23 protein-coding genes are annotated in these 26,125 nt (G+C 62.0%); 16 read left to right on the top strand and 7 right to left on the bottom strand.

The genetic code is table 11. The features are described 5' to 3' along the window. Positions 1-31: 31 nt before the first annotated feature. Positions 32-2,233: a cation-translocating P-type ATPase gene (locus BB029_RS23460; protein WP_065940967.1), complete on the top strand. Its 2,202-nt coding sequence runs from the start codon at positions 32-34 to the stop codon at positions 2,231-2,233. After that, positions 2,230-2,631: a Cu(I)-responsive transcriptional regulator gene (gene cueR / locus BB029_RS23455; protein WP_065925533.1), complete on the top strand. Its 402-nt coding sequence runs from the start codon at positions 2,230-2,232 to the stop codon at positions 2,629-2,631. Before BB029_RS23460 ends, cueR begins: the two co-directional genes overlap by 4 nt. 83 nt (positions 2,632-2,714) lie before the next feature. Here cueR and BB029_RS23450 read toward each other — a convergent pair whose 3' ends face one another. Together BB029_RS23450 and BB029_RS23445 are read right to left on the bottom strand one after the other, a co-directional pair. Next, positions 2,715-3,614, bottom strand: coding sequence for a PA4780 family RIO1-like protein kinase (locus BB029_RS23450; RefSeq protein ID WP_027607961.1), 900 nt, complete (start codon positions 3,612-3,614; stop codon positions 2,715-2,717). Positions 3,615-3,747: 133 nt separating this feature from the next. Beyond that, the gene (locus BB029_RS23445; RefSeq protein ID WP_065940966.1) at positions 3,748-5,025 is read right to left on the bottom strand and encodes an acetyl-CoA C-acetyltransferase; all 1,278 of its coding nucleotides are present in this window, start codon (positions 5,023-5,025) and stop codon (positions 3,748-3,750) included. Positions 5,026-5,128: 103 nt separating this feature from the next. Between BB029_RS23445 and BB029_RS23440 the strand changes: the two genes are divergently transcribed. The 4 genes from BB029_RS23440 to BB029_RS23425 all read left to right on the top strand — a co-directional run bounded on the left by BB029_RS23440 (position 5,129) and on the right by BB029_RS23425 (position 11,027). Next, positions 5,129-6,472, top strand: coding sequence for a 3-oxoacyl-ACP reductase (locus tag BB029_RS23440; RefSeq protein WP_065940965.1), 1,344 nt, complete (start codon positions 5,129-5,131; stop codon positions 6,470-6,472). A 2-nt stretch (positions 6,473-6,474) separates the two neighbouring features. Continuing rightward, positions 6,475-7,329, top strand: coding sequence for a MaoC family dehydratase (locus BB029_RS23435; protein ID WP_065940964.1), 855 nt, complete (start codon positions 6,475-6,477; stop codon positions 7,327-7,329). A 301-nt stretch (positions 7,330-7,630) separates the two neighbouring features. Beyond that, positions 7,631-9,160, top strand: coding sequence for a collagen-like triple helix repeat-containing protein (locus BB029_RS23430; RefSeq protein WP_065940963.1), 1,530 nt, complete (start codon positions 7,631-7,633; stop codon positions 9,158-9,160). Between the two features lie 184 nt (positions 9,161-9,344). Beyond that, positions 9,345-11,027: a ShlB/FhaC/HecB family hemolysin secretion/activation protein gene (locus BB029_RS23425; RefSeq protein WP_065940962.1), complete on the top strand. Its 1,683-nt coding sequence runs from the start codon at positions 9,345-9,347 to the stop codon at positions 11,025-11,027. A gap of 33 nt (positions 11,028-11,060) precedes the next feature. On the opposite strand, the gene BB029_RS23420 is transcribed toward BB029_RS23425, so the two are convergent. Then, positions 11,061-11,465 (bottom strand): response regulator, encoded by a 405-nt coding sequence (locus BB029_RS23420; protein WP_065940961.1) that lies wholly within the window; start codon positions 11,463-11,465, stop codon positions 11,061-11,063. 54 nt (positions 11,466-11,519) lie between these two features. Next, a complete protein-coding gene (locus tag BB029_RS23415; RefSeq protein WP_065940960.1) occupies positions 11,520-11,711 on the bottom strand; it encodes a Flp family type IVb pilin in 192 nt (63 codons plus the stop codon). Positions 11,712-12,028: 317 nt separating this feature from the next. Here BB029_RS23415 and cpaB point away from each other — a divergent pair, with 317 nt between their 5' ends. From cpaB to BB029_RS23375, 8 genes are read left to right on the top strand one after another with little or no spacing between them, the layout of a single operon-like run. Next, the gene (gene cpaB / locus BB029_RS23410; RefSeq protein WP_065940959.1) at positions 12,029-12,973 is read left to right on the top strand and encodes a Flp pilus assembly protein CpaB; all 945 of its coding nucleotides are present in this window, start codon (positions 12,029-12,031) and stop codon (positions 12,971-12,973) included. A 20-nt stretch (positions 12,974-12,993) separates the two neighbouring features. After that, positions 12,994-14,208, top strand: coding sequence for a type II and III secretion system protein family protein (locus tag BB029_RS23405; RefSeq protein WP_065940958.1), 1,215 nt, complete (start codon positions 12,994-12,996; stop codon positions 14,206-14,208). Beyond that, entirely contained in the window at positions 14,205-15,392 is a 1,188-nt protein-coding gene (locus BB029_RS23400) for a pilus assembly protein (protein WP_065940957.1), read from the top strand. Before BB029_RS23405 ends, BB029_RS23400 begins: the two co-directional genes overlap by 4 nt. Further along, entirely contained in the window at positions 15,389-16,660 is a 1,272-nt protein-coding gene (locus tag BB029_RS23395) for a CpaF family protein (protein ID WP_065940956.1), read from the top strand. Before BB029_RS23400 ends, BB029_RS23395 begins: the two co-directional genes overlap by 4 nt. Positions 16,661-16,670: 10 nt before the next feature. Continuing rightward, on the top strand, positions 16,671-17,555 hold the full coding sequence (locus BB029_RS23390) for a type II secretion system F family protein (protein ID WP_065940955.1): 885 nt from the start codon (positions 16,671-16,673) through the stop codon (positions 17,553-17,555). A gap of 1 nt (position 17,556) precedes the next feature. After that, on the top strand, positions 17,557-18,441 hold the full coding sequence (locus tag BB029_RS23385; protein WP_065940954.1) for a type II secretion system F family protein: 885 nt from the start codon (positions 17,557-17,559) through the stop codon (positions 18,439-18,441). A gap of 11 nt (positions 18,442-18,452) precedes the next feature. After that, positions 18,453-19,169, top strand: coding sequence for a lipopolysaccharide assembly protein LapB (locus tag BB029_RS23380; RefSeq protein ID WP_065940953.1), 717 nt, complete (start codon positions 18,453-18,455; stop codon positions 19,167-19,169). Between the two features lie 19 nt (positions 19,170-19,188). Next, the gene (locus BB029_RS23375; protein WP_065940952.1) at positions 19,189-19,464 is read left to right on the top strand and encodes a DUF3613 domain-containing protein; all 276 of its coding nucleotides are present in this window, start codon (positions 19,189-19,191) and stop codon (positions 19,462-19,464) included. Here BB029_RS23375 and BB029_RS23370 read toward each other — a convergent pair whose 3' ends face one another. Both BB029_RS23370 and BB029_RS23365 read right to left on the bottom strand, forming a co-directional pair. Further along, entirely contained in the window at positions 19,465-20,247 is a 783-nt protein-coding gene (locus tag BB029_RS23370; RefSeq protein WP_065940987.1) for a response regulator transcription factor, read from the bottom strand. A gap of 128 nt (positions 20,248-20,375) precedes the next feature. Further along, positions 20,376-20,849, bottom strand: coding sequence for a prepilin peptidase (locus BB029_RS23365; protein WP_065940951.1), 474 nt, complete (start codon positions 20,847-20,849; stop codon positions 20,376-20,378). A gap of 72 nt (positions 20,850-20,921) precedes the next feature. On the opposite strand from BB029_RS23365, the gene BB029_RS23360 reads away from it, so the two are divergent. Together BB029_RS23360 and BB029_RS23355 are read left to right on the top strand one after the other, a co-directional pair. Beyond that, on the top strand, positions 20,922-21,362 hold the full coding sequence (locus BB029_RS23360; protein ID WP_065940950.1) for a TadE/TadG family type IV pilus assembly protein: 441 nt from the start codon (positions 20,922-20,924) through the stop codon (positions 21,360-21,362). 74 nt (positions 21,363-21,436) lie between these two features. Beyond that, positions 21,437-24,100: an ATP-binding protein gene (locus BB029_RS23355; protein ID WP_371914629.1), complete on the top strand. Its 2,664-nt coding sequence runs from the start codon at positions 21,437-21,439 to the stop codon at positions 24,098-24,100. Here the strand turns inward: BB029_RS23355 and BB029_RS23350 are convergent. Then, positions 24,097-26,109 (bottom strand): pilus assembly protein TadG-related protein, encoded by a 2,013-nt coding sequence (locus BB029_RS23350; protein ID WP_065940948.1) that lies wholly within the window; start codon positions 26,107-26,109, stop codon positions 24,097-24,099. The genes BB029_RS23355 and BB029_RS23350 overlap by 4 nt on opposite strands. Positions 26,110-26,125: the final 16 nt, after the last annotated feature.

The raw sequence follows: 26,125 nt of genomic DNA, 5'->3' as shown, positions 1-26,125 counted from the left end.
CCTAGGGGCAACTTCTCTGGAGGACTGCCCCATGAATGGATCCACCACCTTTGACCTGCCCATCGGCGGCATGACCTGCGCCAGTTGCGCCGGGCGTGTCGAGCGCGCGCTGGGCAAAGTGCCGGGGGTGCAAAGCGTCAGCGTCAACCTGGCCAACGAGCGCGCCCACGTCGAAGTGCTGGGCCAGATCGACCCGGCCGTGCTGATCGCCGCCGTCGACAAAGCCGGCTACACCGCCAGCCTGCCGCAAAGCGAAACCAAGACCGAGGCCGATCAGGCCCAACGCCTGCACCGCGAGCGCTGGTCGCTGCTGCTGGCGATTGTGCTGGCATTGCCCCTGGTTCTGCCGATGCTGGTGCAACCCTTCGGCCTGCACTGGATGCTGCCGGCCTGGGTGCAGTTCCTCCTGGCGACCCCGGTGCAATTCATCTTCGGTGCACGCTTCTACATCGCAGCCTGGAAAGCCGTGCGGGCCGGCGCCGGCAATATGGACCTGCTGGTGGCCATCGGCACCAGCGCCGGTTACGGCCTGAGCCTCTATGAATGGCTGACCGCGCCCGCGGGCACCATGCCCCATCTGTACTTCGAAGCCTCGGCCGTGGTGATCGCCCTGGTGCTGCTCGGTAAATACCTGGAGAGCCGCGCCAAACGCCAGACCGCCAGCGCCATCCGCGCCCTGGAAGCCCTGCGCCCTGAACGCGCGATGCGTGTACAGGCTGGCCGCGAGGAGGATGTGGCCATCAGCGCGCTCAAACTCGATGACCTGGTGCTGATCAAACCCGGCGATCGCTTCCCGGTGGACGGTGACGTGGTAGAAGGCCAGAGCCATGCCGATGAGGCACTGATCAGCGGCGAAAGCCTGCCGGTGCCGAAACAGCCCGGCGACGCCGTCACCGGCGGTGCCATCAATGGTGAAGGTCGCCTGCTGGTGCGCACCACCGCGCTCGGTGCCGAAAGCGTACTGGCGCGCATCATCCGCCTGGTGGAAGACGCCCAGGCCGCCAAGGCACCGATTCAGAAGCTGGTGGATAAAGTCAGCCAGGTATTCGTGCCGACCGTGCTGGTGCTGGCGTTGATCACGTTGGTGGGCTGGTGGCTGTACGGTGCGCCGCTGGAGACCGCGATCATCAACGCCGTGGCGGTGCTTGTGATCGCCTGCCCGTGCGCACTCGGGCTGGCTACACCGACCGCCATCATGGCCGGCACCGGCGTGGCCGCACGCTACGGCATCCTGATCAAGGACGCCGAAGCGCTGGAGCGTGCCCATGAAGTAAGCACCGTGGTGTTCGACAAAACCGGCACTCTAACTTCCGGCACCCCGAAAATTGCCCATTTGGCGGCCGTAGATGGCGATGAAGCCACATTGCTGCAACAGGCCGGTGCGCTGCAACGTGGCAGCGAACACCCGTTGGCCAAGGCGGTGCTGGACGCGTGCAACGAGCAAGGCCTGACGGTGGCGGACGTAAGCACCAGCCAATCCCTGACTGGACGTGGCATTGCCGGCACCCTCGACGGACGCCAACTTGCATTGGGAAATCGGCGCCTGCTGGAAGAAAACGGCCTGGACGCGGGTGGGCTGGCCGACTCTGCCACGGCCTGGGAGGCCGAGGGCCGCACCTTGTCCTGGCTGATCGAGCAAGGCGCACAACCCCGTGTGCTCGGGCTGTTTGCCTTTGGTGACACGCTCAAGCCAGGTGCGTTGGAAGCGGTGGCACAACTCAAGGCCCGACACATCGGCAGCCACTTGCTCACCGGCGACAATCGCGGCAGCGCCCGCGTCGTTGCCGAAGCGCTGGGCATCGATGACGTACACGCCGAAGTCCTGCCCGCCGATAAAGCCGCCACCGTCGCCGAACTGAAAAAAACCGGCGTGGTGGCCATGGTCGGCGACGGCATCAACGACGCCCCGGCCCTGGCTGCCGCCGACATCGGCATCGCCATGGGCGGCGGCACCGACGTGGCCATGCATGCCGCCGGCATCACCTTGATGCGCGGCGACCCACGCCTGGTCCCGGCCGCCCTGGAGATCAGCCGCAAGACCTACGCCAAAATCCGCCAGAACCTGTTCTGGGCTTTTGTGTATAACTTGATCGGCATTCCCCTGGCCGCATTCGGCCTGCTCAATCCGGTGCTTGCAGGTGCGGCCATGGCCTTGTCCAGCGTCAGTGTCGTGAGCAATGCCTTGCTGTTGAAAACTTGGAAACCCAAGGAATTGGAGGATCAACGCCCATGAACATCGGCCAAGCCGCCCGGCAAAGCGGGCTGAGCGCGAAGATGATTCGCTACTACGAATCCATCGGCCTGCTCAAGGCGGCCCATCGCACCGACAGCGGCTACCGCATCTACGGCACCGACGACCTGCACACCCTGGCGTTTATCAAACGCTCGCGGGACCTGGGGTTTTCATTGGAAGAGGTCGGCAAACTGCTGACCCTGTGGCAGGACCGGCAACGGGCCAGCGCCGATGTGAAAGCCCTGGCGCGCCAGCATATCGATGAGTTGAACCAGAAGATCCTGGAGTTGGGGCAATTGCGCGATACGTTGCAGGACCTGGTGGAGCACTGCCAGGGAGATCACCGGCCGGATTGTCCGATTCTCAAGGAGTTGGCGTCGGGAAGCTGCTGCGCGTGACGGAATCTATCTGAATACATGCAAAACCAAATGTGGGAGGGGGCTTGCTCCCTCCCACATTTTGATCTTCATGTACCCGAAGATCACTGCATCCAGGGCGGCGGCGGTGGTTCTTCCGACGCCTTGCTCGGTGGCGCATCATCCGCCGCCCGAATGGCCTGGCGCCGTTCTTCGTCCAGCCTTGCCGCTTCGATCTCGCGGATCACACCGCCCACGTCCGCCAGCTCTTCCGGCTCGTCGAACTCGCCGGTCAAGACGCTGGCCGGGTGCAAGGTGCCGGCCTCGTAGAGCGCCCACATTTCCTTGGCGTACTTGGTCTTCTTCAACTCCGGGGCAAAACGCCCGAAGTAGGAAGCCATGTTGCCCACATCCCGCTCCAGCATGTTGAACGCGTGGTTGTTGCCCGCCGCATCCACCGCCTGGGGCAGGTCGATGATGACCGGACCGGTCGGCGTGAGCAGCACGTTGAACTCGGACAGATCACCGTGCACCAGGCCGGTACACAGCATCAGCACGATCTGGGAAATCAGGAAGGCGTGGTATTCACGCGCCTGGTCCGGCTCCAACGTCACGTCATTCAGGCGTGGCGCGGCATCGCCGTACTCGTCGGCCACCAGTTCCATCAACAACACGCCTTCGAGGAAGTCGTACGGCTTGGGCACGCGAACGCCCGCACCGGCCAGGCGGAACAATGCCGCCACTTCGGCGTTCTGCCAGGCATCTTCGGTTTCTTTCTTGCCGAATTTCGAGCCCTTGGCCATGGCCCGGGCCTGCCGGCTGTTACGGACCTTACGGCCTTCCTGGTATTCGGACGCTTGACGAAAACTTCGTTTGTTCGCCTCCTTGTAAACCTTGGCGCAACGCAATTCATTGCCGCAGCGCACCACATAAACAGCTGCTTCTTTACCACTCATGAGTGGGCGCAGCACTTCGTCGACCAGACCGTCTTCGATCAGGGGTTCAATGCGTTTAGGAGTCTTCATCAGCTTTTATTGTGGGTCCTTTATTACCAAATACGCGTATGGCACTCGTTATACGGCAATCGGCTCGCCGGTGGGAGGGGCTACCGACCTCTGACCACTCAAGAATGCATCCAATATGCCAATTTCGACGAATTCACCGTTCGATGATCGCCGTCACGCCCTGGCCGCCGGCAGCGCAGATCGAAATCAGCCCACGGCCCTTGCCCGCCGCGTCGAGCAACTTGGCCAGGTTGGCGACGATGCGCCCACCGGTGGCGGCAAACGGATGCCCGGCCGCCAGGGAACTGCCCTTGACGTTCAGGCGGCTGCGATCGATGGCCCCTAACGGGGCGTCCAGCCCGAGAAGGGTCCTACAGTAGTCCGTGTCCTCCCAGGCCTTGAGCGTGCACAACACCTGGGCCGCGAAGGCTTCGTGAATCTCGTAGTAATCAAAGTCCTGCAGCGTCAGGCCGTTGCGCGCCAGCAAGCGGGGCACCGCGTACACCGGCGCCATCAGCAGGCCTTCGGCGCCGTTGACGAAATCCACCGCCGCCGCTTCGCCATCGCGCAGGTACGCCAGGATCGGCAAACCACGCGCCTGGGCCCACGCCTCGCTGCCCAACAGCACCAGGGATGCACCGTCGGTGAGCGGTGTGGAATTGCCGGCCGTGAGCGTGCCTTTTTCGCTGCGCTCGAACGCGGGCTTGAGCGCGGCGAGTTTCTCCAGGCTCAGGTCGGGGCGCAGGTTGTTGTCGCGGGTCAGGCCCAGAAACGGCGTGAGCAGATCGTTATGCCAGCCTTCGGCATAGGCAGCGGCCATTTTCTGGTGGCTCTCGAGGGCGAGTTGATCCTGCTCGGCACGGGGAATCTGCCAGGTCTGTGCCATCAATTCGCAATGCTGGCCCATGGACAAACCGGTGCGCGGCTCGCCGTTACGCGGCAGCTCAGGCTTGAGGTGCTGGGGACGAAGTTGTAACAGGACTTTTAATTTATCCGCCATGGACTTGCTGCGATTGGCTTGCAGCAGGATCTTGCGCAGCCCTTCATTCACGCCGATAGGCGCATCGGACGTGGTATCCACCCCTCCGGCAATCCCGCATTCAATCTGGCCCAGGGCGATCTTGTTGGCCACCAGCAATGCCGCCTCGAGCCCCGTGCCGCACGCCTGCTGAATGTCATAGGCCGGGGTTTGCGGCGACAGGCGTGAACCCAACACGCATTCACGGGTGAGGTTGAAGTCGCGGGAATGCTTGAGCACCGCGCCGGCAGCCACCTCGCCCATGCGCAGGCCGTGCAGGTTGTAGCGTTCGATCAGGCCCTCCAGGGCCGCGGTCAGCATCGCCTGGTTGCTCGCCGTGGCGTAAGGGCCATTGGAGCGGGCGAAAGGAATGCGGTTACCGCCAATGATCGCTACACGGCGCAATTGAGTCATGGAAAGCTCCCTGTCGGTTGTGGTCTGGATAACTGAGCCTAGTCGAACGACTGCTACCCTGGGATGGTCAACCCTTTGAACCCCAGCCTTCGGAGAGCGTTCCATGTCTGACCGTTATATCGACTTCGCCAACTCAAGCCTGGGCCATCGCCTGGTCGCCGCCCTTGGCCTGCCGTCACCGGTACGCCTGGAACGCTGGCAAGCCGGACGCCTGCGCCCGGTGGAAGGTGCGCTGTTACTGGGTGGTGGCGCGCTGGCAACGAACGTGAAAGCGTTTGCCAACCGGCTCACCGACGCCATTTACACGTACGGCGCCGACACTTCGACCTGGATTCCCGGCCACGGCCCCAAGCTCAAGGCCGTGGTGTTCGATGCCAGCGACCTGCAACACACCGACCAGCTCAAGCAACTGCGTGAGTTTTTCCAACCGTTGCTGAAAAACCTGGATCACAGTGCACACCTGGTGATCCTCGGCCGCGCGCCGGAAAGCCTCAGCGACCCGTTCGCCGCCAGCGCCCAGCGCGCCCTTGAAGGTTTCAGCCGGTCACTGGCCAAGGAACTGCGCAACGGCGGCGTGCTGCAATTGCTCTACGTCGGCGACGGTGCCGAAGACCAACTGGAAGGCGCGCTGCGCTTCTTCCTCTCACCGAAAAGCGCCTATATCTCCGGCCAGGTGATTCGCCTCAAGGCCTGTGCCACGCCCGTCGAAGACTGGACTCGCCCCCTCGCCGGGCGCAAGGCATTGGTCACCGGCGCAGCCCGTGGCATTGGCGCGTCCATCGCCGAAACCCTGGCCCGCGACGGCGCCGAAGTCATCCTGCTCGACGTGCCCCAGGCCAAGGCCGACCTCGAGGCCCTGGCCGCACGCCTGGGTGCGCGCACCGTGGTGCTGGATATCTGCGCCGAAGACGCCGCCGGCCAGTTGATCGAACACCTGCCCGACGGCCTCGACATCCTGGTGCACAACGCCGGGATCACCCGTGACAAGACCCTGGCCAACATGACCCCGGAATACTGGGACGCGGTGCTGGCGGTCAACCTCAATGCCCCGCAAGTGCTGACCAAGGCACTGCTGGACAGCGGCACCCTGCGCGACAACGCCCGCGTGGTGGTGCTGGCCTCCATCAGCGGCATCGCCGGCAACCGTGGGCAAACCAACTATGCCGCGAGCAAGGCCGGCTTGATCGGCCTGGTGCAGGCGTGGGCGCCGTTGCTGGAGGAACGCGGGATCAGTATCAACGCTGTAGCCCCCGGCTTTATCGAAACCCAGATGACTGCGCATATTCCCTTTGCCCTGCGTGAAGCCGGGCGGCGCATGAGTTCCCTGGGCCAGGGCGGTTTGCCGCAGGACGTCGCCGAAGCCGTGGCCTGGCTGGGCCAGCCGGGGTCCGGGGCGGTCAGCGGGCAAGCGCTGCGGGTATGTGGGCAAAGTCTATTGGGAGCGTAAGCATGGATTGGCAAACCTTAGGCAGTACACCGTTTCTGCCACCGCTGTATTGGCGGGCAGCGCTCAAGCGCAAGATCACTGGCAACACACTGCCCGAGCAAGGGCTGCGCTGCCGGGTCGGCGTCAACCCCAGGGACGTAGCGGCCTATCGCAAGGTCTGCGGTTTTGTCGAGAGCCCCATCCTGCCGGCGACTTATCCACACATCCTGGCGTTCGGCTTGCAGATGCAGTTACTCACCGCCAAGGCCTTTCCCTTTCCGCTGCTGGGGCTGATTCACCTGAGCAATCGCATCCGCATCCATAGGCCCCTGGGCAGCATCAACGAAATGTTCATCGGCGTACACGCGCAAAACCTCCAGCCCCACGCCAAGAGCGCAACGTTTGACGTGGTGACCTGCGCCGAGGATTCTCTGGGCGTGTTGTGGGAAGCCGAGAGCCGGATGCTCTGTCGCGGCGTGAAACTCGACGGCGACGCGGCGGATGACACGCCCCCTGCACCTGTACCTGCACAGGTCAGCGAGCTGACGCGCTGGGCAGCCCCCGCCGATATCGGCCGCCGCTACGCGAGGGTATCGGGCGACTACAACCCCATCCACCTGAGTGCGCTGACCGCCAAAGGGTTTGGCTTTCCCCAGGCGATCGCCCATGGGTTGTGGAACAAGGCACGCACGCTGGCGGCCCTCGGTGAGCACCTGCCCGCCGCGAATGTGGAAATAGAGGTGGTGTTCAAGAAACCGGTGCGCCTGCCCAGCGAAGTGATACTGCACAGCAGCGCTGCCGGTTCCAGTGGTGAATTGTGGTTGAAAGGGGCGGGTGACATTGAACATATGGCCGGTAAGTGGCGGCCCATCGGGTAAAAACCCTGATTAATTGTATATATATGCCCTAAGTAATAGCGGACGTGTTCACGTCCGCTATGTTTATTCAACCCGTTGAATCAAAACATATATATATCCTGATACACCCTCTCCCTACACCCTTCTCATTAATCACTAAGCGGATGTTTCGACCCTTCTATATAAATCGTTAATACCAACTTGAGCATTGAGAGAACGCCAACCTGGGTCTGTGATGAACACACGGACAAACGCATCGCTATCCAAGAAATAACGAGCGTTTGATGACAACTAAGGTTGTACAGGTGCAGGGAACTCAATCATGAAAACTCAAGTAGTGTTTTGGAGAGCAAGTACCGCGCTGGCCCTGGCAATAGCAATGACGCTGGGCGGCTGCAGCAGCGGTGGCGGCGGGCATCACAGCAGCGGCTCTGCGTCCTCGGACCCTGCTGCCACGGGTGGCACGGACGGCGGGACCGGTGGAGGAACCGGCGGCACGGGCGGCGGCACAGGCGGAACCGGTGGAGGAACCGGCGGCACGGGTGGCGGCACAGGCGGAACCGGCAGCACGCTGGTCACCGCAGACGTGGTCGACACCGTCGGCAGCACCGTAACCGATCTCGGCGGCACCGTCAGCAGCCTGGGCACCACCCTCGGCAGCCTGCCGATCGTAGGCGCAACCGCCGACGGCCTGGTGACCGCGACCGGCACCGCCGTGGGCAGTATCGGTGATGGCCTGTCGGAAGGCCTGGGCTCGCTGGGTACCGACAGCAACGCTTTGGGCACAACCCTCGCCGGCGTGGGCAACGGCGTTTCTGACCTGGGCGATGGGGTAAGCGTCACAGGGGACAACGTCGCCACCTTGCTCGGGAGAGTGCCGGTGGTGAGAACCGCCGCCCCAGCAGTGGGCGGCGTGGTCAATAAAGTCGGCAATGCCGTGACCATGCTCGGCGATACATTAAGCACTGCCAGCACTACCGGCCCGTTGGGTTCGGTCACGGATACCGTTGGCGCACGAGTCCTGGTACCCGTGGTGTCCCTGTTGGAAAACACCACCGGCAAAGTCGGCAGCACGACCGGCCTGGGCAGCCCGGTCGGCGGCCTGCTGCAAAAAGTCGGCGGTACTGTCGACGGCCTTGGCGATAAAGTCGCCAGTACCGGCAACAATCCTGTGACTGACGTAGTAGGCAACGTGCTCAATGGCGTGGGCACCACGGTTGGCACGGCCAGCGGTTATGTCGCCTCGAACGGCGGCGGGACGGGTGGCAGCCCTAACTCACTGGGCCTGGCGGAACTGGTCGGCGGCGTGATCGCAGGCGCCAGCAGCGGCCTGAATGCGGGCAGTACCAATGGAGTGGTGAGCGCTACCGGCGTCACAGGCGTCAAGGCCGGCGGCACCGTGGCATCCCTGGGTACCCTGCTCGGCGGCAATGGCGTACCGAACGCAACGGCCGGTGCGGCGGTTGCCCCGATCACCAACACCCTCGGCGTCGCACTCAACCCTGTCACCAGCGGTGTACAGAGCCTCACCCAAACCGTCGGCGGGGCCACGGGGCTGGGTGCGCCGGTCAACGGCCTCGTCACCAACGTGGGCGGCGCGGTCGGCAGCCTGGGCGGACAAATCAGCGCCACCAACGCCAACCCGGTCACCAACGCCTTGGGCGGCACCGTGAGCGCAGTGGGTGGCACCGTGGCGTCGGTCGGCGGCCTTGTGACCGGCGGCACAAGCAGTGGTGGAGGCCTGCCCGGCGGCGGTCTCGGCGTGGGCGCCAACACAACGACCAGCGCAGGCGCCACTGCAAACGGTGGTGTACTGGGCGGGATTCTCGGTGGCCTGACCGGCACAAAATAGAATTGCACCTGGCCGATTAGACGGCCTCATCTACAGCGCCTACGCTTGGTTGAGACGAGAGATCCCATCCATCTCTCGTCTTTTTTATGGGCCATGAGAGGCCTATGAAAAACACCCGAACCGCGCCCCAGAGCCCGGCGGGCGTCTGCAAAACGCCGCTGCAGTTTTGACCATGGAGTGTCCTATGCGCGCTTTGACACCGTTGTTATTGCTCACCCTCAGTGCTTATGCACACGCCGATACTCTTCCCAGCTTCCTCAACAGTAACGACACCATCCGCAACCTGCCCGTACCCAACCTGCCCGCCGATGCCTACCGTCCGGCTCCCACGCAGACCCAATTGCCGGTGCCCGCCGACACAGCGGCGCAGCCCTTGCGGATGGACACCAACGTGACCATCCGCAAACTGCAGATCGACGGCGGCACGGTCTATCCGCTCAAGGACGTGGCCCAGGTCTTCGAGCCCTTGATTGGCCGCGAAACCAACCTAGCGCAACTGATCGAGGCCACGCGCCGCATCACCCTGCGCTACCAGAAGGATGGCTACCTGTTGTCCTACGCCTTCCTGCCGGAGCAACGCTTCGAAAACGGCCTGGTGCGCGTGGTGCTGGTGGAGGGTTATATCCGCGATTACAACGTGCAGGGCGATATCGGTTCGGTGTCGTCCTACGTCGACAAGCTGGCACAAAAGCTCAAGGCCGAACGCCCGCTTACCCGCAAGACCTTCGAGCGCTATACCACCCTGATGAGCACCATCCCCGGGGTGACGTTGCAGGCTCAGGTACCACCGCCCGGCACCACCGATGGCGGCACCCACATGCAAATCAGCGCCAGCCGCAAACCCTTCACCACCAGCATGAGCCTGAACGAGAACAGCCGAGGCGGTACCCAGGCGCTCCTGACGGCCACCAGCAACGCGTGGACATCCATGGGCGAACAATTGAGCGTCAGTGGCCTGTTCCCACCGGGAGACGATAAAGAACATTACTACCGTGCCGCCTACAGCCAGTTCATCAATGCCGAAGGCACCCAGTGGGTGCTGTCGGGTGAACGCTACCGCGCCGATCCACGTACCCGCCTGCAACTGGGCGGCGGCTTCGAACTCAAGCCACACCAGGCAATTGACCGTTACTCCATCGGCCTCAGCCACCCGTTGATCGCCTCGCCCAATGAGTCTCTGAACCTCGGCGCACGCTATTACGCCGTCGACCAGACCACGCGCTACCAACTGGTGGGGTTCCCGCAACGCCTGGCGCTGCAAACCGACCTGCGCGCCCTGGCCGTCGAAGGCGACTGGCGCAAGGCCGAAACCACCCAACTGCGCATCCTCAGCGCCGGGTTCTACCAAGGCACCCACGCGATGGGAGCCAAGGCCCGCAGCGACTTCGGCGGCCTCAAGCCCGACCTCGACTTCTTCCGCCTGCGCCTGTCAGGCGTGCAAAGCAACACGCTGTTCGGTAACTGGCAAGGCGTGGTTTCCGGCGCCCTCTACTGGAGCGACGACACCTTGCCCGACAGCGAGCGCGCCACCTTTGGCGGGCAGAACTTCGGCCGTGGCTACCCCGATGATCAAGGCTCCGGCGACAAGGGCTGGGGCATGGCCTACGAGATCAACTACAGCTACAACCGCGCCGGCGACTGGGTGCGCATCCTGCAACCCTACGTGGTGCTCGACCGCGCCCGGACCTGGTTCAACGACTTGCCGATCAAGCACAACGACCTGTCATCGGCCGCTGTGGGAATGCGCTTTGGCGACGCCAAGTACTACAACATCGCCCTCGAGGCGGCCAAGCCGATGTCAGACGTGGCACTCGACAACTTCAATCGCAAGCCGCGCTATATGTTGAGTTTCAGCTATCAGCTGTGACGCAGGCGCCTGTAGGAGCGAACGTGTTCGCTCCTACAGATAGCGTTTGGTTATGGGAAACAGACTGTTCAACGTATCGATCAACCGCACCAGGTAGATCGGCTTGCGAAACAGGTCCAGCACCTGCAGGCGCAGCATATCGCTGACGTCATCCATCTCGGCATGACCCGACATCACAATGACCGGCAGGTGCGAGCGTGAGGTGTGTTCGCGCAGGCGCTTGATCAAGGAGATACCACTTTCCTCGGGCATGCGCAGGTCGGTGATGACCAGGGCGATATCAGGGTTGAGGGTGAGTTCCTGCAGAGCCTCGGTGACGGAGCTGGCCGTGAAACAGACGAACCCTTCATTCTCGAGGGATTCGGCGAGCTCGATAAGGGCGTCCTCTTCATCGTCCACTAACAGGATTTGTTGCCGGGTCGGCGAAGAGGAACTCATGGGAAAAGTCCTGACACTGGTAATGCACTCAGGGTAGTCACACTACAGTATTGATCAAGTGCCGATGCCTGTCTGGATCGAAGTAAAAATAGCCTTAACTTTGGTACTGATGGGCGTCATGAACAGCCCGATCACCGCCGCGCACATCGCCGCGACAATTGCATATTCGATACCGGAAGCCCCTTCTCTTTCATAGGAAAAAATCTGGATTTTGATAAACACCTTGCGAATGACATCAAGGAACATATGACTTCTCCTGCGCGCTCAAAGCGCCGATATAGAGGGCCTAAGACATGATTCCGCCTTGCTGTTAGAGCATTGTCGGCAAATGCACTCCCAACAACTGTAATAAGCGACTAATCACAAAGTATTAGCCAACTCCATGGCGCCAAATCCGGGCTGTTTCCAACTGAAGTACAGAATATTTCCCAGGGGGTAATGGCATTTCGTCCTAGCTGAACTACCTTCAAATAGCGAAATAGTTAGATGTTCAGCGTGAACTCATTGCGCAGTGACTGGATGGACCAGCCGGCAGGTTCTGCAGTAGGAAAGGGAGAGCCTTTATGAGCAGTCGCATCAGTATGATTCTGGCCGGATTACTGTTGGTGGGTGCGCTGATTGCCGGCTATTGGGGCCTCGTGCTGAGCCGTCCTGAACCGGCAACCGCCGTCGTCACCCAACCGCTTGCCAGCGCCACTGCGGTCGCGCCCGCCGAAGACCCCACACGTCAAGCCGTGGTGGTGCTGGCCCATGACGTGCCGCCCTTCGTAGCCCTCACGGCTGCCGACCTGGCCCTGGAAAAGCTGCGTACGGCCCCGGCAGGCAGCCTCACCACACTGGAACAAGCCATCGGCCGCGTGCCCTGGCGCAGCCTTGAGGCCGGCACGTGGTTGACCGAACAGAGCTTCGACGCCGGCGGGAGCCTCGCCCGCATGATCCGCCCCAATGAGCGCGCCCTGGCCGTTGCCGTGGATGAAGTCACCGGTGCCGGCGGGCAATTGAACCCCGGCGACTATGTCGACGTGATGCTGTACCTGCGCCAGGAAAACGGTAACCCGCAACCTTCGGCGCAAACCGTAATCCCTGCACTTCGCCTGCTGGGTGTGGGCGACCAACTGGGGCTGACCAATGACGGCAAACCCGGCTCCCCCGTGGCAACCACGGCGCAAGACAAAGCCAGGCAACAACAGAACCGCGCCAGCGCACGCACGGTGTTGCTCGCGGTTCCAGAGCAATTGATGACTCGGCTGGTGCTGGCGACCCAGGCAGGCGCATTGCGCCTGGCCGTGCGCAGCGCCGACGAACAACGCTTGAGCCTCTACTGGGCGGGCGACAATGACTCCCTGGTAAACCTCGACAATGCCAAGCGCGATCTCTACCAGTTCAATCAGTTGGCCTTTACATCCACCCCCACCAACAACGCCAGTCCATCGGCGGCCAACGGCACGCCACGTCGCTCGAGTATCGAGGTGATACGCGGCAACCAGGTTACTCAACAAACGCCCTGATAGCGCTAAGGATGCCTTGAATGAGCAGTCGTTCCGTGCGGTTTTTTTCACGCGCTTTCTGGGCCCTCGTCATCCTGCTGGGGATCGGCAGCGCACAGGCGGCAACCGGCAACTGCAGCAGCCTGGGCCAATTGCCCGCTACGCTTGAAGTCGGTGAGGGCATGCAACAAGCCCTGCAATCCCCGGTGGCCATTACCCGGCTGGCCGTTGGTGATCCAAAAATCGCCGACGTTCAAGTCAACGGTAACCAGGCGTTCCTGCTCACCGGCGTCTCCCAAGGGGCCACCAGCCTGATGATCTGGACGGCATGTTCGAGCAGCCCACGCCAGAGCATGGTGTTCGTCAAAGGCAAAGCCACCTCGGCGCTGACCAGCCTGTCGCTGTCGCCCTCGGAAGATCCCTCGTTGCCCAGCCAGGTGCAGACCGACATCCGTTTTGTCGAAGTCAGCCGCTCCAAACTCAAGGAAGCGAGTACCTCGATCCTGGGGATCGGCAAGAACTTCCTCATCGGCAGCCCCAACCTGACCGTGCCCAGTGCCGGCACGCCGGCCCTGCCAGTGAGCGCGTCCAACTTCAATATCGGTTTCGGCGGCGGGCGAGTCTCGGCCATGATCAACGCCCTGGAAAGCAGCGGCTTTGCCTATACCCTGGCGCGCCCCAGCCTGGTCGCCCTGAGCGGGCAAAGTGCAACCTTCCTGGCCGGTGGTGAGGTGCCGATTCCGGTGCCCAGCGCGGGCAGCGACACGATCTCCATCGAGTACAAAGAGTTCGGTATTCGTTTGACCCTCACCCCCACGGTGGTCGACCGAAACCGCATCACCCTCAAGGTGGCCCCTGAAGTCAGCGAGCTGGACTACAGCAACGCGGTGCAGATCCAGGGTATCCAGGTCCCCGCCCTCACCGTGCGGCGTACCGACACCAGCGTGTCGCTGGCCGATGGTGAAAGCTTTGTCATCAGTGGCCTGATCAGCACCAACAACCGCTCCACCATCAACAAGTTTCCCGGGCTGGGCGATATCCCGGTGTTGGGGGCATTCTTCCGTGACTCCAACATCAGCCGCGAAGAAAAAGAGCTGCTGATGATCGTCACCCCGCACCTTGTGCAACCCCTGGCCGCCGACGCGCAGTTGCCCTCCCTGCCCGGCGAAAAACTGCGCAGCTACGACCCGAACTGGTACCGCCTGTTCTTCCTCGAAAATGGCAACTTCGACCGGCGCACGGGGCTTTCCCAATGAGCGAGAGCCTGAGCCAGACATTCCTGGCCATCACGCGCAACAGCACAGACCTCGAATGGCTTCAGGGCGCTCTTGCACCGCTGGGCCAAGTGGTCAGCGCAGGCGGCAGCCTCGACGAGTTGCTGGCGCTGGTCGACGTGACCTTCGCCAACCTGGTCTTCATCGGCCTGGACCGAGAAAACGTCACCACACAGTGCGCCCTGATCGAAGGGGCACTGGAAGCCAAGCCCATGCTGGCCATCGTTGCGTTGGGCGACGGCATGGACAATCAACTCGTCCTCAATGCCATGCGCGCCGGCGCACGTGACTTTGTCGCCTATGGCTCGCGCTCCAGCGAAGTCGCGGGCCTGGTGCGACGCCTGAGCAAACGCCTGCCGGCGGTCACCCATACCACCCACCTGGGCGGTCTCACGGTGCTGTATGGCACTCAATGCGGTACCGACGGCGCATTGCTCGCTCTCCACCTGGCTCAGGTGGTGCAAAAAAGCGGGCAGCAAACTCTGGTGCTGGACCTGGGGCTGCCCCGGGGCGACAGCCTGGCATTGCTGGGCCTGGAAAGCTCGTTTCACTTCGGGGATGCCCTGCGCCACTTGCGGCGCCTGGATGCGACCCTGATCAACAGCGCCTTCACCTCAACCGAAGCCGGCCTGCGCATCCTGGCCTACACCGACGGCGACGAAGCACTGGAACAAACCAGCGCCGCCGAGCTGTATATGCTGCTCAGCGCACTGCGCCAACACTTTCAGCACATTGTGGTGAACCTTGCCGGGCAACCGGACAGCGAAGCGCTGCGCACCTTTGTCAGCCACTGCGACAAGCTGCTGTGGTGCACCGATCAAAGCGTGCTCGACTGCCGGCGCAACCTTGCGGTGCTCAATCGATGGCGCGAAAAAGGCATGAAACTGGAGCACGGACGCCTGCTGGTCGATCGCTATATCAAAGGCGCCGCTCCGGAGGCCGAAGCGCTGGGCAAAACCTTCGGCCTGGAGGTGATTGCCGTACTGCCCCTGAGCGCAGAAATCCGCCTGAATGCCAAAAACCAAGGCCAGACCTTGTTTTCCCTGTCGCCACGGGAGCCGTTGACCCAAGGCCTGCGCACCCTCGGCGAGCGTCTGGCCAAACATTCCGAGGGCCTTGAGAAACCACCGGCCAACTGGTTCACCCGGCTCTGGAGCACAAAATGAGCAGCGAGAAACTGTTCGGCGTACCGTTACGCGGCGCGCCAGGCAACACCGATCACGACGGCCTCAAGCTGGTCCTGCACCGCTATATCATCGATGCCATCGAGGAGTCGGGAAAAAACCTGCTGGAAGGCACCCGCCAAACCCTGGCGCAATTTGTGACGGATAAGGTCGCCGAGTACATCACCCGCATGCACCTGGCGGTCTCCCGCTACGAAATGGAGCGTCTTGCAGAAGAGCTTGTCGATGAACTCACCGGGTTCGGGCCGCTGGAGGTGCTGCTGCGCGACGCGTCCGTCACCGAAATCCTGGTCAACGGCCCCCATCGCGTGTTCATCGAACGCGATGGCCTGTTACACCAGAGCGACCTGCGCTTTATCGACGACCACCACGTGGAGCGGGTCATACAGCGCATCCTGGCGCCGCTGGGGCGGCGCCTGGACGAGTCGTCGCCGATGGTCGATGCGCGGTTGCCGGACGGCAGCCGGGTCAATGCGATCATTCCGCCGATTGCCCTGGACGGCCCCTGCCTGTCGATCCGAAAATTTCGCAAGGACATGCTCAAAAGCACCGACCTGATGGCCATGCAGACGATCGACCAGGCGATTTTCGAGTTCTTCCAGGAGTCCGTCGGCAAGCGCTGCAACATTCTGATCAGCGGCGGTACCGGCACGGGAAAAACCACGCTGCTGAACATCCTGAGCCAACTGATCAACCCCCATGAGCGGCTCGTCACCATCGAAGACGTGGCCGAACTGCAACTGGGCCACCCCCACGTGGTGCGCCTGGAAACCCGTCCGCCGAATGCCGAGGGGCACGGTGAAGTGAAGGCCAGCGACCTGATTCGCAACGCCCTGCGGATGCGCCCGGATCGCATCATTCTGGGTGAGATTCGTGGCGTGGAAGTGCTCGACGTCCTCACGGCGATGAACACCGGCCACGACGGTTCGATGAGCACCGTGCACGCCAACAACGCACAGGATGCGTTGCTGCGCCTGGAGACGCTGGTGGGTCTCACCGGTCGCGTGATCGCGGAAAAAACCCTACGCCAGATGGTCTGCGCGGCACTGGATGTGGTGATTCAACTGACTCGCCTGCCCGACGGCCGCCGTTGCGTCAGTGAAGTGGTGGAAGTGGTGGGTGTGCGTGATGACGTGTATGTCACCAACACGCTGTTCCGCCATGACAAACGCACCGGGTTCGGGTTCCTGCGCGATGCCGTCAACCCCGCCGGCGACAAATTGCGCCGCGAAATCCCCATGCCACTGTAGGAGACGCCTGATGATCGGTCCGATCCTGCTCGCGTTGATCTCCCTGGGCATGCTGTTGCTGGCCACGCGCCTGATGCGCAGTGGCTTGCGCCAGGCCCGGACCGATCGTGTGATGGAGCGTCTCGGCCAGGGCCAGCCCCAGGCGTTGAATGACAAGACCGTGGTGACCAGCCTTGAGCGCATGTTCATTCGCGCCGGCTTGGGCAAACCCACCGAACGCCTGGGGCTATGGCTCACACTATGGGGCTTGGGCGTGGTGCTGGGTGTGCTCGCCGCTCAATGGCTGGGCCTGCTGGCGATGCTTTTGCTGCCGCCGCTGATCCTGCGGTTCTACCTCGCCCTGCGCTACCAACGCCGTTTGCGTCGGATGATCGAGCAATTGCCGCAACTGCTGGACCATGCCGTGCGCAGCCTCAAATCCGGACGCACGCTGGCGGATGCCGTACTGGGTGGCATAGAGGCCAGTGACGACCCGCTGAAGAGGTCCATGGGGCGTATCAAGCGCAACGTCATCCTCGGGGTCAGCCTGCCGGAAGCCGTGCACGACTTTGCCGAGTTTTATGAACAGGATGAACTGCGCCTGTTTGCCCTCGGCCTGAAGGTCAATCATCGCTACGGCGGCAACGCCAGCGAACTGCTGGAAAACCTGATCAAGCTGATCCGCGAACGGGACCAGGGCGCCCGTCAACTGCGGGCGATGACCGGGGAAACCCGGGTGACAGCGGTGGTGCTGGCGCTGCTGCCGGTCAGCGTTGCCGGCTACTTCCTACTGACCAACCCGACGTATCTGGTGGGGATGTGGACGGATGACAGTGGCCGCTGGATGCTGGTCGGTGCGTTCCTCATGCAGGTCTTCGGTTGCGTCGCGCTCTGGCGCATGCTGAGGAGCGTCTGACATGGCCCTGCTGCTCAGCGCATTATTATTTTTTGCCGCGCTGTTGCTGGTGGTCGGCAATATCCTGGCGCAACGTCGCCAGCAGCGCCTGGTCACCTCCCGATTGCAGGGCGAAACCACGCGTGAAGACAAGATAAGCCAGTGGTTGCGCCAGTTGGGCAACACCCGGATTGGCCAACGCACCATCAGCCTCGATAACGAAACCCAAACTCTGCTCAACCGACTCGGCTGGCGCAGGGCCGGTCAGCGCTCGATGTTTGCTGCCTGCCAAGTGGCGACTCCGCTGTTGCTGCTGGGCCTGACACTGTTGATACAGGGCGTGTTTTTCGCGGAGGCCGACCCCGTATGGCTCGCGCCGTTCCTGGGGCTGGCCACGGGTTACTTGCTGCCCAAGCGCGTGCTCGCGGCGCTGGCCAAACGTCGCCAGGAACAGATTGCCCAAGAGGTCTCGACCTTTATTCCGCTGCTGAGGATCCTGTTTGAATCAGGCATGGCCGTTGAGCAGACCCTGCGGGTGATGGCCCATGAAGCGCAAAAACTGCTGCCGGTGCTCACCTCGGAATTACGCATTGTGCTGGCCCGGGTGGACTCGGGCCTGGAGCTTGGCGAAGAGTTGAGCAAGGCCAGCCTGATGCTCGGCGTCGATGAATTCAGCGATACCTGTTCGATTCTGCAACAGCTTCTGTACCAGGGTGGCGGCGCCATGAAATCGTTGCAGGCGCTCAAGCAACTGCTGGACGACCGTCGCCTGACGCGCATGCAGGAATTCATCTCCAAGATGTCGGCGAAGATGTCCGTGGTGATGATGGTTTTTCTGTTTCCGGCGTTGCTGATTGTATTGGCCGGCCCCGGCTTTATCGCCATATCGAAGGCCATGGGGCCTTGAAAGGACACACGATGAAAGCACTGATTGCTGCATGCGGCTTGTTGCTGTTGGGCGGTTGCGCAAACCTGGGCCAGACGCCCTGGGCGGGGTTCACCGCTCACGGCAGTTGCTCCAAGCCCAGCGCCGACCAGGAACTTTCGCTGAACCTTGCCGACGACATGGCCAACGACGGCAAGCTGCACGCCAGCCTGGCCAATCTGCAAAACATGTCGGACAGCCTGCCCCAGGTACGCCTGCGCAAGGCCAAGGTCTACCGATTGCTGGGGCGTAACGAGGCAGAGCCGCTGTACAAAACCCTGCTGGGCACATGCTTGTCGGCGGAAGGCGAACACGGCCTCGGGCAATTGGCCGTCGCCAGGGGTGACAACGCTCAAGCCATGGCGCATCTGCAACAGGCCGCCAGGCTGTCGCCCACCGATGAAAAGATCCGCAATGACCTGGGCGTGGTCTACCTCAACCAGCTGCGCATGAACGATGCACGTTTCGAATTCCTCACCGCCATGGAACTCAACCAAGGCAATCAGTTGGCCGCCGTCAACCTGGTGACCCTGCTGATTTACCAGGACAACTGGGGCCAGGCGGCACAAGTGGCCGGACGCATGGGGTTGAGTCCTGATCAAGTCACCCAGGCCCAGGCCCGGGCGCAGCAGCTCAAACGTTCACCGGCATCGCCATCCAAGGCCCAGATGGCGACGGTCAGCAAGGCCTTGCCGGCGCCTATCCAGTAAGTCATCAGGGAGTGCCCCTATGAAACTCACACTGCTCGCCAACCTGCTGCTGGCAACGCTGCCCCTGGCCGCCCAGGCCATCGAGCCCGGCCCCTCATCACCGCAGCAGCAACAGACCGAACGCTGGCTACAGCTGCAGCTCAGCGGCCAAATGGCCTCCTCCACACCGCAGAAGGCCACCCCCGCTGAGCGCGAGAACGCCATGCAGCGCCTGATGGACAGCTACAAACACGCGATTCCCGAGTATTACGAGCAGAAACAAGGCGGCAACTCAGCGGGCGGTGGTAGCAAATAGTCAGTGGGCGCTCACCCGTTGGCGTATCGAAGCACCACTGGGTGACAGCGCCAACGCCAGTTGCGTGCGGTTATGCATGTGCGTCAGGCGCAGTACCTGGGACACATAGAGCTTCACGGTGTTTTCCGTGATGCCCAGCTCACAGGCAATCTGGTAGTTGGTCTGCCCCTTGCCCACCAGCCTGGCGACATCCAGTTGGCGCGGTGACAGTTGTTTGAAAATCACCGGAATCTCGACGTCGGCGGCTTCGCCGTCCTCAACGCTCGAGACAGCCAAGGGCTGAGGGCTGCTGCGTACTTTGTCGAGATCGTGATACAGATCATCGATAGACGCCGAGAGGTACTGCAGCTTCTGGTTCAACTGCCCCAGTTCCAGGTTTTTGTGCCGCTCTTGCAGCACCGCCTCCTGGCGCTGCAAACCTTCGAGCAGTTCATTGAGGTTGATCGGTTTCTGATAGTAGTCCGCAATTCCTGCGCGCAACGCCTTGATGACATCCTGCTTGTCGGCGCGCCCCGTCAGCATGATCGCTTCGAACACGCGCTGCTTGCCGGCCAGGCGCTGCAACTCCTGCACCAACTCGATACCGTCCATGTCCGGCATATGCAGGTCGCACAGCACCAGGCCGATTCCGGCGTCTTCGCGAAAACGCTCGACCGCATCAAGGCTTGAGTGACAAGGGGTGCAACGATAACCGCTACTTTCCAGAAACTCGCAGAGTTCTTCCACAATCAGAGGCTGATCATCGACAACCAGCACTTTCACTTCAGAGGTAAGCTTGTTCACGCGCAACTCCATGCCTGGGCAAGCCAAAGACCAACCGATCCATTGCTCCGCTTAATTTTTCCGAACAACGTAACTACAAACGTAGACGTACTTTCTGACTATGTACATAGCACCAGCCTACGTCACGACTAATGGATCCAAACCCATGCCAGGGCGAATCCCACAAACAGAAAAGGCGCAAAGGGCTGCTTGTTTGACGCCTGCGGCTGAAGGGACTGCAAAGCGTTTCTAACCCCCTGATTCATCAGCGGCCACGCCCTCGGCGCCAATAACAGCCACGCCACACTTGCCGCCCCCGCACCGACAAAAGTGCCCAGCAAGTAGTCGCTATTGGTCGCCACCCCCAGAGCCGCCAGTAATTTCACATCCGCCGCCCCCAACCGGCCCAAGGCATAGCCGGGCAGGCTCAACAGCAGCGCCAAGCCAAACGCCCACCCACCCTCGGCAGCCGAAGCGCCAAGCCAGGTAGTACCGCTCCAGAGCACGTAGAGCCAAGCCAGCAGCAACCCACCCAGGGTCAGGCGGTTGGCGATCTGACGTTCACGGACATCCTGCACCGCACACAACGCCAGCCAAACAAACAGCAACAGGCTCTGAATCACGTAAAAAAAATCCCTTTCCGCTGAATGATTCTATGCTGACATCAGGTAGTGGTTGTCAGGGTAGACGCAGTCATGAAAAAAGGCCTCCCTCGAAAACAGAAAGGTGCCGCCGCGCTTGAGTTCGCGATGGTATTCATGATTTTTTTTGCCGTGTTTTACGGTTTGCTCAGTTACAGCCTGCCACTGCTGCTGTTGCAGTCATTCAACCAGGCAACGGCGGAAGGCGTGAGGCGCGGCGTGGCCCTGGACCCCACCACCCCAGGCTACGCCGATGCCCTGAAAAACCGCGCAATCGCCGCCGCCCAGGCACAACTGCAATGGCTGCCCCCCGCCTTCAAATTCGTGCCCGCGTATGTCACAGCCACCTATTCGGGCACCGGCATGCTGACCGTACAAATCAACTACCCCTCCGACAACCTTAAAAGCGTCTTGCCCTTTCTGGTCCTGCCAGGCCTCGGCACCGTGCCCAACTTGCCTGCGACACTCTCCGCCCAAGCGAGCCTGCAGTTTTGACCGCCGGGGAAAGGTTTTTCGATCGACTCCTGGGCCGCCCTCCTGGCCTCCATGCCTCGTCGGCCCAGCCACCCATGCATGTCGGCCTGCACATCCAGCTGGACAACCTCGGTCGGGTGGTGCAAACCCACGGAACACTACGTCATCGTTTGGCAAAGACGCCTGACCCGCAACACCCGGTGCCGCTGCTGGACTATGTGCAAAACCACAGCGCCGTCGTGATCGAGGGCAACCCCGGCGACTGGCAGGGGCAGAGCCTGGACCTGGATTTCAAGGGGTACGGCGGGCGGCCCGTACAAACCCGAGGTTGGATTGAGCCTCAAGGTGATGGGTGGCTGCTGCAGCTGTTGGACATCGGCGACTTGATCGCCCACCGGCATTTGGCTGAAGGCATCGAACAGAATCAGTACCTGAGTGACCAGATCAGCGAGCAACTGCGGGTCTGCAGCCTGACGCGCTTGCCCGAGGTGCTGCAGGACAACCTGCAGAATATCGCCCAGCACTGGCAGATTCCTTGTGTCGCCATTGCCCTGCTCGACGAGCACGACCAGGGCTGGCTGGTTCATAGCCATTATCGCGCCCACGATGCACCGCCGCTGTGGCACGACGGGCAATCCCTGGGAACGGCCTTGGATAGCCTGGACGGTAAGACCCCCTTGAGCCTGACCCTGAACCAGGGCCTCAGCGAACATCCACGCCTGCAAGGGGTTTTCGCCAATGCCGAGGGCTTCCTGGTGCCCTACCGTGACGAGCATGGCGTTGCCGCCTGGCTGCTCTGCGGTTTTTATCGTGACGAAGAACAAGCCAGTGAACGCGCCTGGCTACAGCTGACTGCGGCCCTCGCCGCACCTCTGCTCAGCCGCCTTCGCGAGCAGCGTCATCAGCAGCAATTGGAGCGGCTCGAAGCCCTGCAAGGTTTACTGGGCACCGGCTGGTGGGAGCTGCCGGCAGACACTGAAGACATACAGCTGGCCCCACAGTTGCTGCAGCACCTGAGCCCCCACCACAGCACCCCACGTATGGCCCTGACAGACTGGCTGATGCTGATCCACCCCGCTGATCGTCAGGAGCTCGCCAGCCGCCTGCTGGACTTGCAGACCCTGAGCAAGCCGGTGTCTGCCAGCGTGCGCCTGCATCGCCTGGACTCGGCCCAAAGCCCCATCTGGTATCGCGTTCAAGGCCTGGCATTGGGCGCAGGAAACAGCCGTCGAGTGATCGGCTTCATGCTCGACATCAGCGACATAAAAAACCAGCAGCAACAGGCCGCCGCCGCCCACGCACGGCTGGATAACCTGATCGCCAGCTCCCCGGCAATCATCTACGTGCAACGGTATGTAGAAGGCACCCTGCAGCCGCTGTTTTTCAGTGACAGCCTGCTGCCTCTGCTCGGCCGCACCCTCGCCGAGTGCACGCCGGCCACCCTCATCGAATGGATCCATCCCGAGGACCGCGACCTGTACTTCGAACGCACCCGCCAACTGCTGCGTGAAGGCAATGTGCGCAGCCGCTACCGCGTGTGTGACAAACAGGGTCATTACCATTGGCTGCTCGACGAAGCCAAGCTGCTGCGCGATGACCTCGGTTTACCGGTCGAAGCCGTCGGCCTTTGGCTGGACGTCACCGACGCGACCCTGGCCGCCGAGCACATCAAGCAAAGCGAAGAACGCTACCGCATCCTGGTGGAAGACTCGCCGGCGATGATCTGCCGCTACCGCCCGGACCTGACACTGACCTTCGGCAACACGCCACTGGCCAACTACCTGGAATGCCTGCCCACACAACTGCCGGGGATGAACCTTGGGCATTGGCTGTCGGAAGAACAGCGCCAGGCCTTTGTGCAACGCATCCGCCAGCTGACCCCGGAATTCCCGGTCAGCACTGCTGAAATCAGCCTTGAACTGCCTGGGCGCGAGCATGCCTGGTGGGTGTGGTCGGACCGCGGCGTGTTTGATGAGCATGGCGCGCTGGTGGAAGTACAAGCGGTGGGTCGCGACAACACGGAAGTGCGCCGCTCCCAGCAACAGCTGACCCAAAGCGCCAAGATGGCCACCCTCGGCGAAATGGCCACGGGCCTGGCCCACGAGATCAACCAACCGCTGAACGTGATGCGCATGGCCATCGTCAATGTGCTCAAGCGCCTTGGCGACGGCAACGCCGAGGTCGATTACCTCACCGAAAAACTCCAGCGCATCGATGCCCAGGTGCAACGCGCAGCGCGGGTGGTGGACCATATGCGGGTATTCGGCCGGCGCTCGGAAATGGAGCAACATCCCTTCGACCCGACGCAGGCTGTCGAGGGCACGCTGTCACTGCTCAACGAAGGCTTGCGTGGCAAGGGGGTGGATGTGCGTGTCACCCTGTCGGACGCACGGGTGCAGGTCAAAGGCTATGTCGATCAGTTGGAACAAGTGCTGATCAACCTGATGGTCAACGCCCGCGATGCCCTGTTGAGCCAGCGCGAAACAAACCCGGCGCTGCGCCCCTGGATCGCGCTGCGTTGCGAGCAGGACACGCGGCATGTGCGGATCTGGGTAGAGGACAACGGCGGCGGTATCGACCCACGCCTGCTGGAGCGAATTTTCGAACCGTTTTTCACCACCAAGCCCATTGGCGTGGGGACAGGACTGGGCTTATCAGTGAGCTACGGAATTGTGGAAAACATGGGCGGCCGCTTGAGTGTCGTCAATGGCGAAGCAGGCGCCAGGTTTTGTGTGGAGTTACCCATCGTGGACGCTTAAATCACCAGTGCCGCCTGCCCGTGGGGTTTGCAACTGAGGTTGGCACCGACTTCCACCTGGTTCAGGTTGATGCCCAGCGTGGACAGCAAGCCATTGACCAGCGGGTCGACAATCGGGCTGAGCACCGTACCGATAACGTTGCCCAGGGTGGTATTCACGTCGTTGAGCAGCGTGGCACTGGTTGTCAATAACCCGCCGAGCAGGTTGAAGCCTGTGGGTTTGTAAACCTGGAACTTCAACCGTCCTTGCAACGCCTGCCCGAGGGACGCCACCAAACTAGCGGTCGAGAGCCCATGGTAGAGCGGTGGCTGCTTGATCTCCGGTGGCTGGTTGTAGGTGTAGGCGCTACCAGCGGCGGTGATCGGTCCCAAGTCCGGGTCGATAAGCATCCCAATCCCACCGCCATAAAACGCCTTGCGGTTAGGGTAATCGCAGGTGGTCGGGCCAAGCCCCAACAACGGCTTGAGGCAGGTCACCGCACCGATGTCGATCACCGGCAGCGGTGGCACCGTCGCCAGCGGCGGACTGGTACCCAACGAATTGATCAGGGTGGGGCTCTGGCCGATTTTGATGGTCACCACCGAGGCGTTGGTTTGGGTGGTCAGCGTTTTAGTCGCGTCACTCGCACAGGTGAACCCGGTGACATAGCTTTCGGCGCTGCCCAGTTCCAGAATCACATCGACACTGGAGACCGGTGGGTTCGTCGCGGAAGACAGCAGCCTCAAGTCGGTGGTCCGGCAAGGCGTCCCTCCGACCGCACAAAGGAGCGAACTGACAGTTCCGGCCAAATTCAGGCTGAGCAGATTGTTCAACACATCCGTAAGCGGGCTGACCAAGCCGTTCAATACCAGATTCACCGCAGGCGTATTAAGCAGCGGAAGCGCCACCGTCAACCCCAGGCTGAGCTGAGCCGTGCGCACATAAATCCGCGTGCTCGCATCGGTCTTGTTCTTGGCGTATGTGGGGTCGCCTATCGCCGACAGTTGTGGCGGTTCGATCACCTTGAGCTTGACGCTGGCGTTGATCACCCCCGGGATAGTCACCGGCACTTCAGCGACCACCCCGTTTTTCTTGTTGGCCAGTTGCACAAAAGCTTCAGCCAGTTGGAACACATTCAACGTGGTGTTGAGCCCGGCGGCCACCGCCCCCGTCTGCAACTGCAGCACGTTGCCCAACGTGACGTCGAGGTCGCCCACCAACGCATTGATCTGCGCAAGCCCTGAGGCGGCCACCGTGGCGGTGCCGGTGCCGGCCTGCAACACGGTGACCGCCGCATCGATCAGTTGACCGAGCTTGAGGTTCTTGGCCAGCAACTCGTCATAATTGCCCGCCTGTACCCCCACGTTCACAGCCAACTGGTTCAAATAACCGAGCAGGTTGATGTTGTTGTCGACCAGGCCCTGCCAGCTGGCAACATCCAGCGACAGGTTACCCCCCAACAGTTTGCCGAACAGCAGGTTCAACGCCGCGGAATCGTTGGAATTGACCGACACCAGGGTGGACTTGATGGTCAATTGCGCCTGGGGCGGCAGAATCTTCGGCGCGGCCACGGCCCTGGCCGTCAATAACGTGGTCAGGCTGTAGGCGCCGCCATTGAACAGCGACCACACGCCACCGGCGACACTGGTCAACACCGGGCGCGAAGCGATCACCTGAATGGCATCGCGCTGGGTGGCGTCTGCGGAGAAGACCCGTAAATTCGAGGCCGCCGTGGTCAACGAACCGCAGCGAACATCCAGTGCATTGGCAGGCGGGATGATGTAGCCATTGCGCGAAGCACTGGCGCCAGCAAAGGTGCTGGCGGTGTTGTTGCTTGCCGCCAGGCAATCGCCGTTGCGCTGCACCGCTTCCAGTGCGGCCATGTCGGCAATGCCTTGCAGTTTGCGTTTTTCAAGATAGAGCCGGCCGCTGTCAACCACCAGCAGCAGGAAAACCAGCGCCAAACCCAGCGTCAAGGCCGCCATCAAGCCAATCGCACCACGCTGCCTGCAACGAAGTCGGGGAGACATCGAGCACTCCTTCGCG

The organism is Pseudomonas sp. S3E12, from assembly GCF_001702295.1.
In the GTDB taxonomy this organism is placed as follows: Bacteria; Pseudomonadota; Gammaproteobacteria; order Pseudomonadales; family Pseudomonadaceae; genus Aquipseudomonas; species Aquipseudomonas marginalis.
The sequence above is the reverse complement of the archived record's forward strand: the minus strand, read 5'-3'. Positions and strand labels throughout refer to the sequence as shown.

Bases quoted from the DNA above. Each gene is read 5' to 3' on its own strand.
- BB029_RS23395 (WP_065940956.1), top strand. From the start codon at position 15,389: ATGAGCAGCGAGAAACTGTTCGGCGTACCGTTACGCGGCGCGCCAGGC.
- BB029_RS23425 (WP_065940962.1), top strand. From the start codon at position 9,345: ATGCGCGCTTTGACACCGTTGTTATTGCTCACCCTCAGTGCTTATGCA.
- BB029_RS23380 (WP_065940953.1), top strand. From the start codon at position 18,453: ATGAAAGCACTGATTGCTGCATGCGGCTTGTTGCTGTTGGGCGGTTGC.
- BB029_RS23405 (WP_065940958.1), top strand. From the start codon at position 12,994: ATGAGCAGTCGTTCCGTGCGGTTTTTTTCACGCGCTTTCTGGGCCCTC.
- BB029_RS23445 (WP_065940966.1), bottom strand. From the start codon at position 5,025: ATGACTCAATTGCGCCGTGTAGCGATCATTGGCGGTAACCGCATTCCT.
- cueR (WP_065925533.1), top strand. From the start codon at position 2,230: ATGAACATCGGCCAAGCCGCCCGGCAAAGCGGGCTGAGCGCGAAGATG.
- BB029_RS23385 (WP_065940954.1), top strand. From the start codon at position 17,557: ATGGCCCTGCTGCTCAGCGCATTATTATTTTTTGCCGCGCTGTTGCTG.
- cpaB (WP_065940959.1), top strand. From the start codon at position 12,029: ATGAGCAGTCGCATCAGTATGATTCTGGCCGGATTACTGTTGGTGGGT.
- BB029_RS23435 (WP_065940964.1), top strand. From the start codon at position 6,475: ATGGATTGGCAAACCTTAGGCAGTACACCGTTTCTGCCACCGCTGTAT.
- BB029_RS23440 (WP_065940965.1), top strand. From the start codon at position 5,129: ATGTCTGACCGTTATATCGACTTCGCCAACTCAAGCCTGGGCCATCGC.
- BB029_RS23415 (WP_065940960.1), bottom strand. From the start codon at position 11,711: ATGTTCCTTGATGTCATTCGCAAGGTGTTTATCAAAATCCAGATTTTT.
- BB029_RS23355 (WP_371914629.1), top strand. From the start codon at position 21,437: ATGCATGTCGGCCTGCACATCCAGCTGGACAACCTCGGTCGGGTGGTG.
- BB029_RS23400 (WP_065940957.1), top strand. From the start codon at position 14,205: ATGAGCGAGAGCCTGAGCCAGACATTCCTGGCCATCACGCGCAACAGC.
- BB029_RS23460 (WP_065940967.1), top strand. From the start codon at position 32: ATGAATGGATCCACCACCTTTGACCTGCCCATCGGCGGCATGACCTGC.
- BB029_RS23430 (WP_065940963.1), top strand. From the start codon at position 7,631: ATGAAAACTCAAGTAGTGTTTTGGAGAGCAAGTACCGCGCTGGCCCTG.
- BB029_RS23375 (WP_065940952.1), top strand. From the start codon at position 19,189: ATGAAACTCACACTGCTCGCCAACCTGCTGCTGGCAACGCTGCCCCTG.
- BB029_RS23420 (WP_065940961.1), bottom strand. From the start codon at position 11,465: ATGAGTTCCTCTTCGCCGACCCGGCAACAAATCCTGTTAGTGGACGAT.
- BB029_RS23350 (WP_065940948.1), bottom strand. From the start codon at position 26,109: ATGTCTCCCCGACTTCGTTGCAGGCAGCGTGGTGCGATTGGCTTGATG.
- BB029_RS23450 (WP_027607961.1), bottom strand. From the start codon at position 3,614: ATGAAGACTCCTAAACGCATTGAACCCCTGATCGAAGACGGTCTGGTC.
- BB029_RS23360 (WP_065940950.1), top strand. From the start codon at position 20,922: ATGAAAAAAGGCCTCCCTCGAAAACAGAAAGGTGCCGCCGCGCTTGAG.
- BB029_RS23390 (WP_065940955.1), top strand. From the start codon at position 16,671: ATGATCGGTCCGATCCTGCTCGCGTTGATCTCCCTGGGCATGCTGTTG.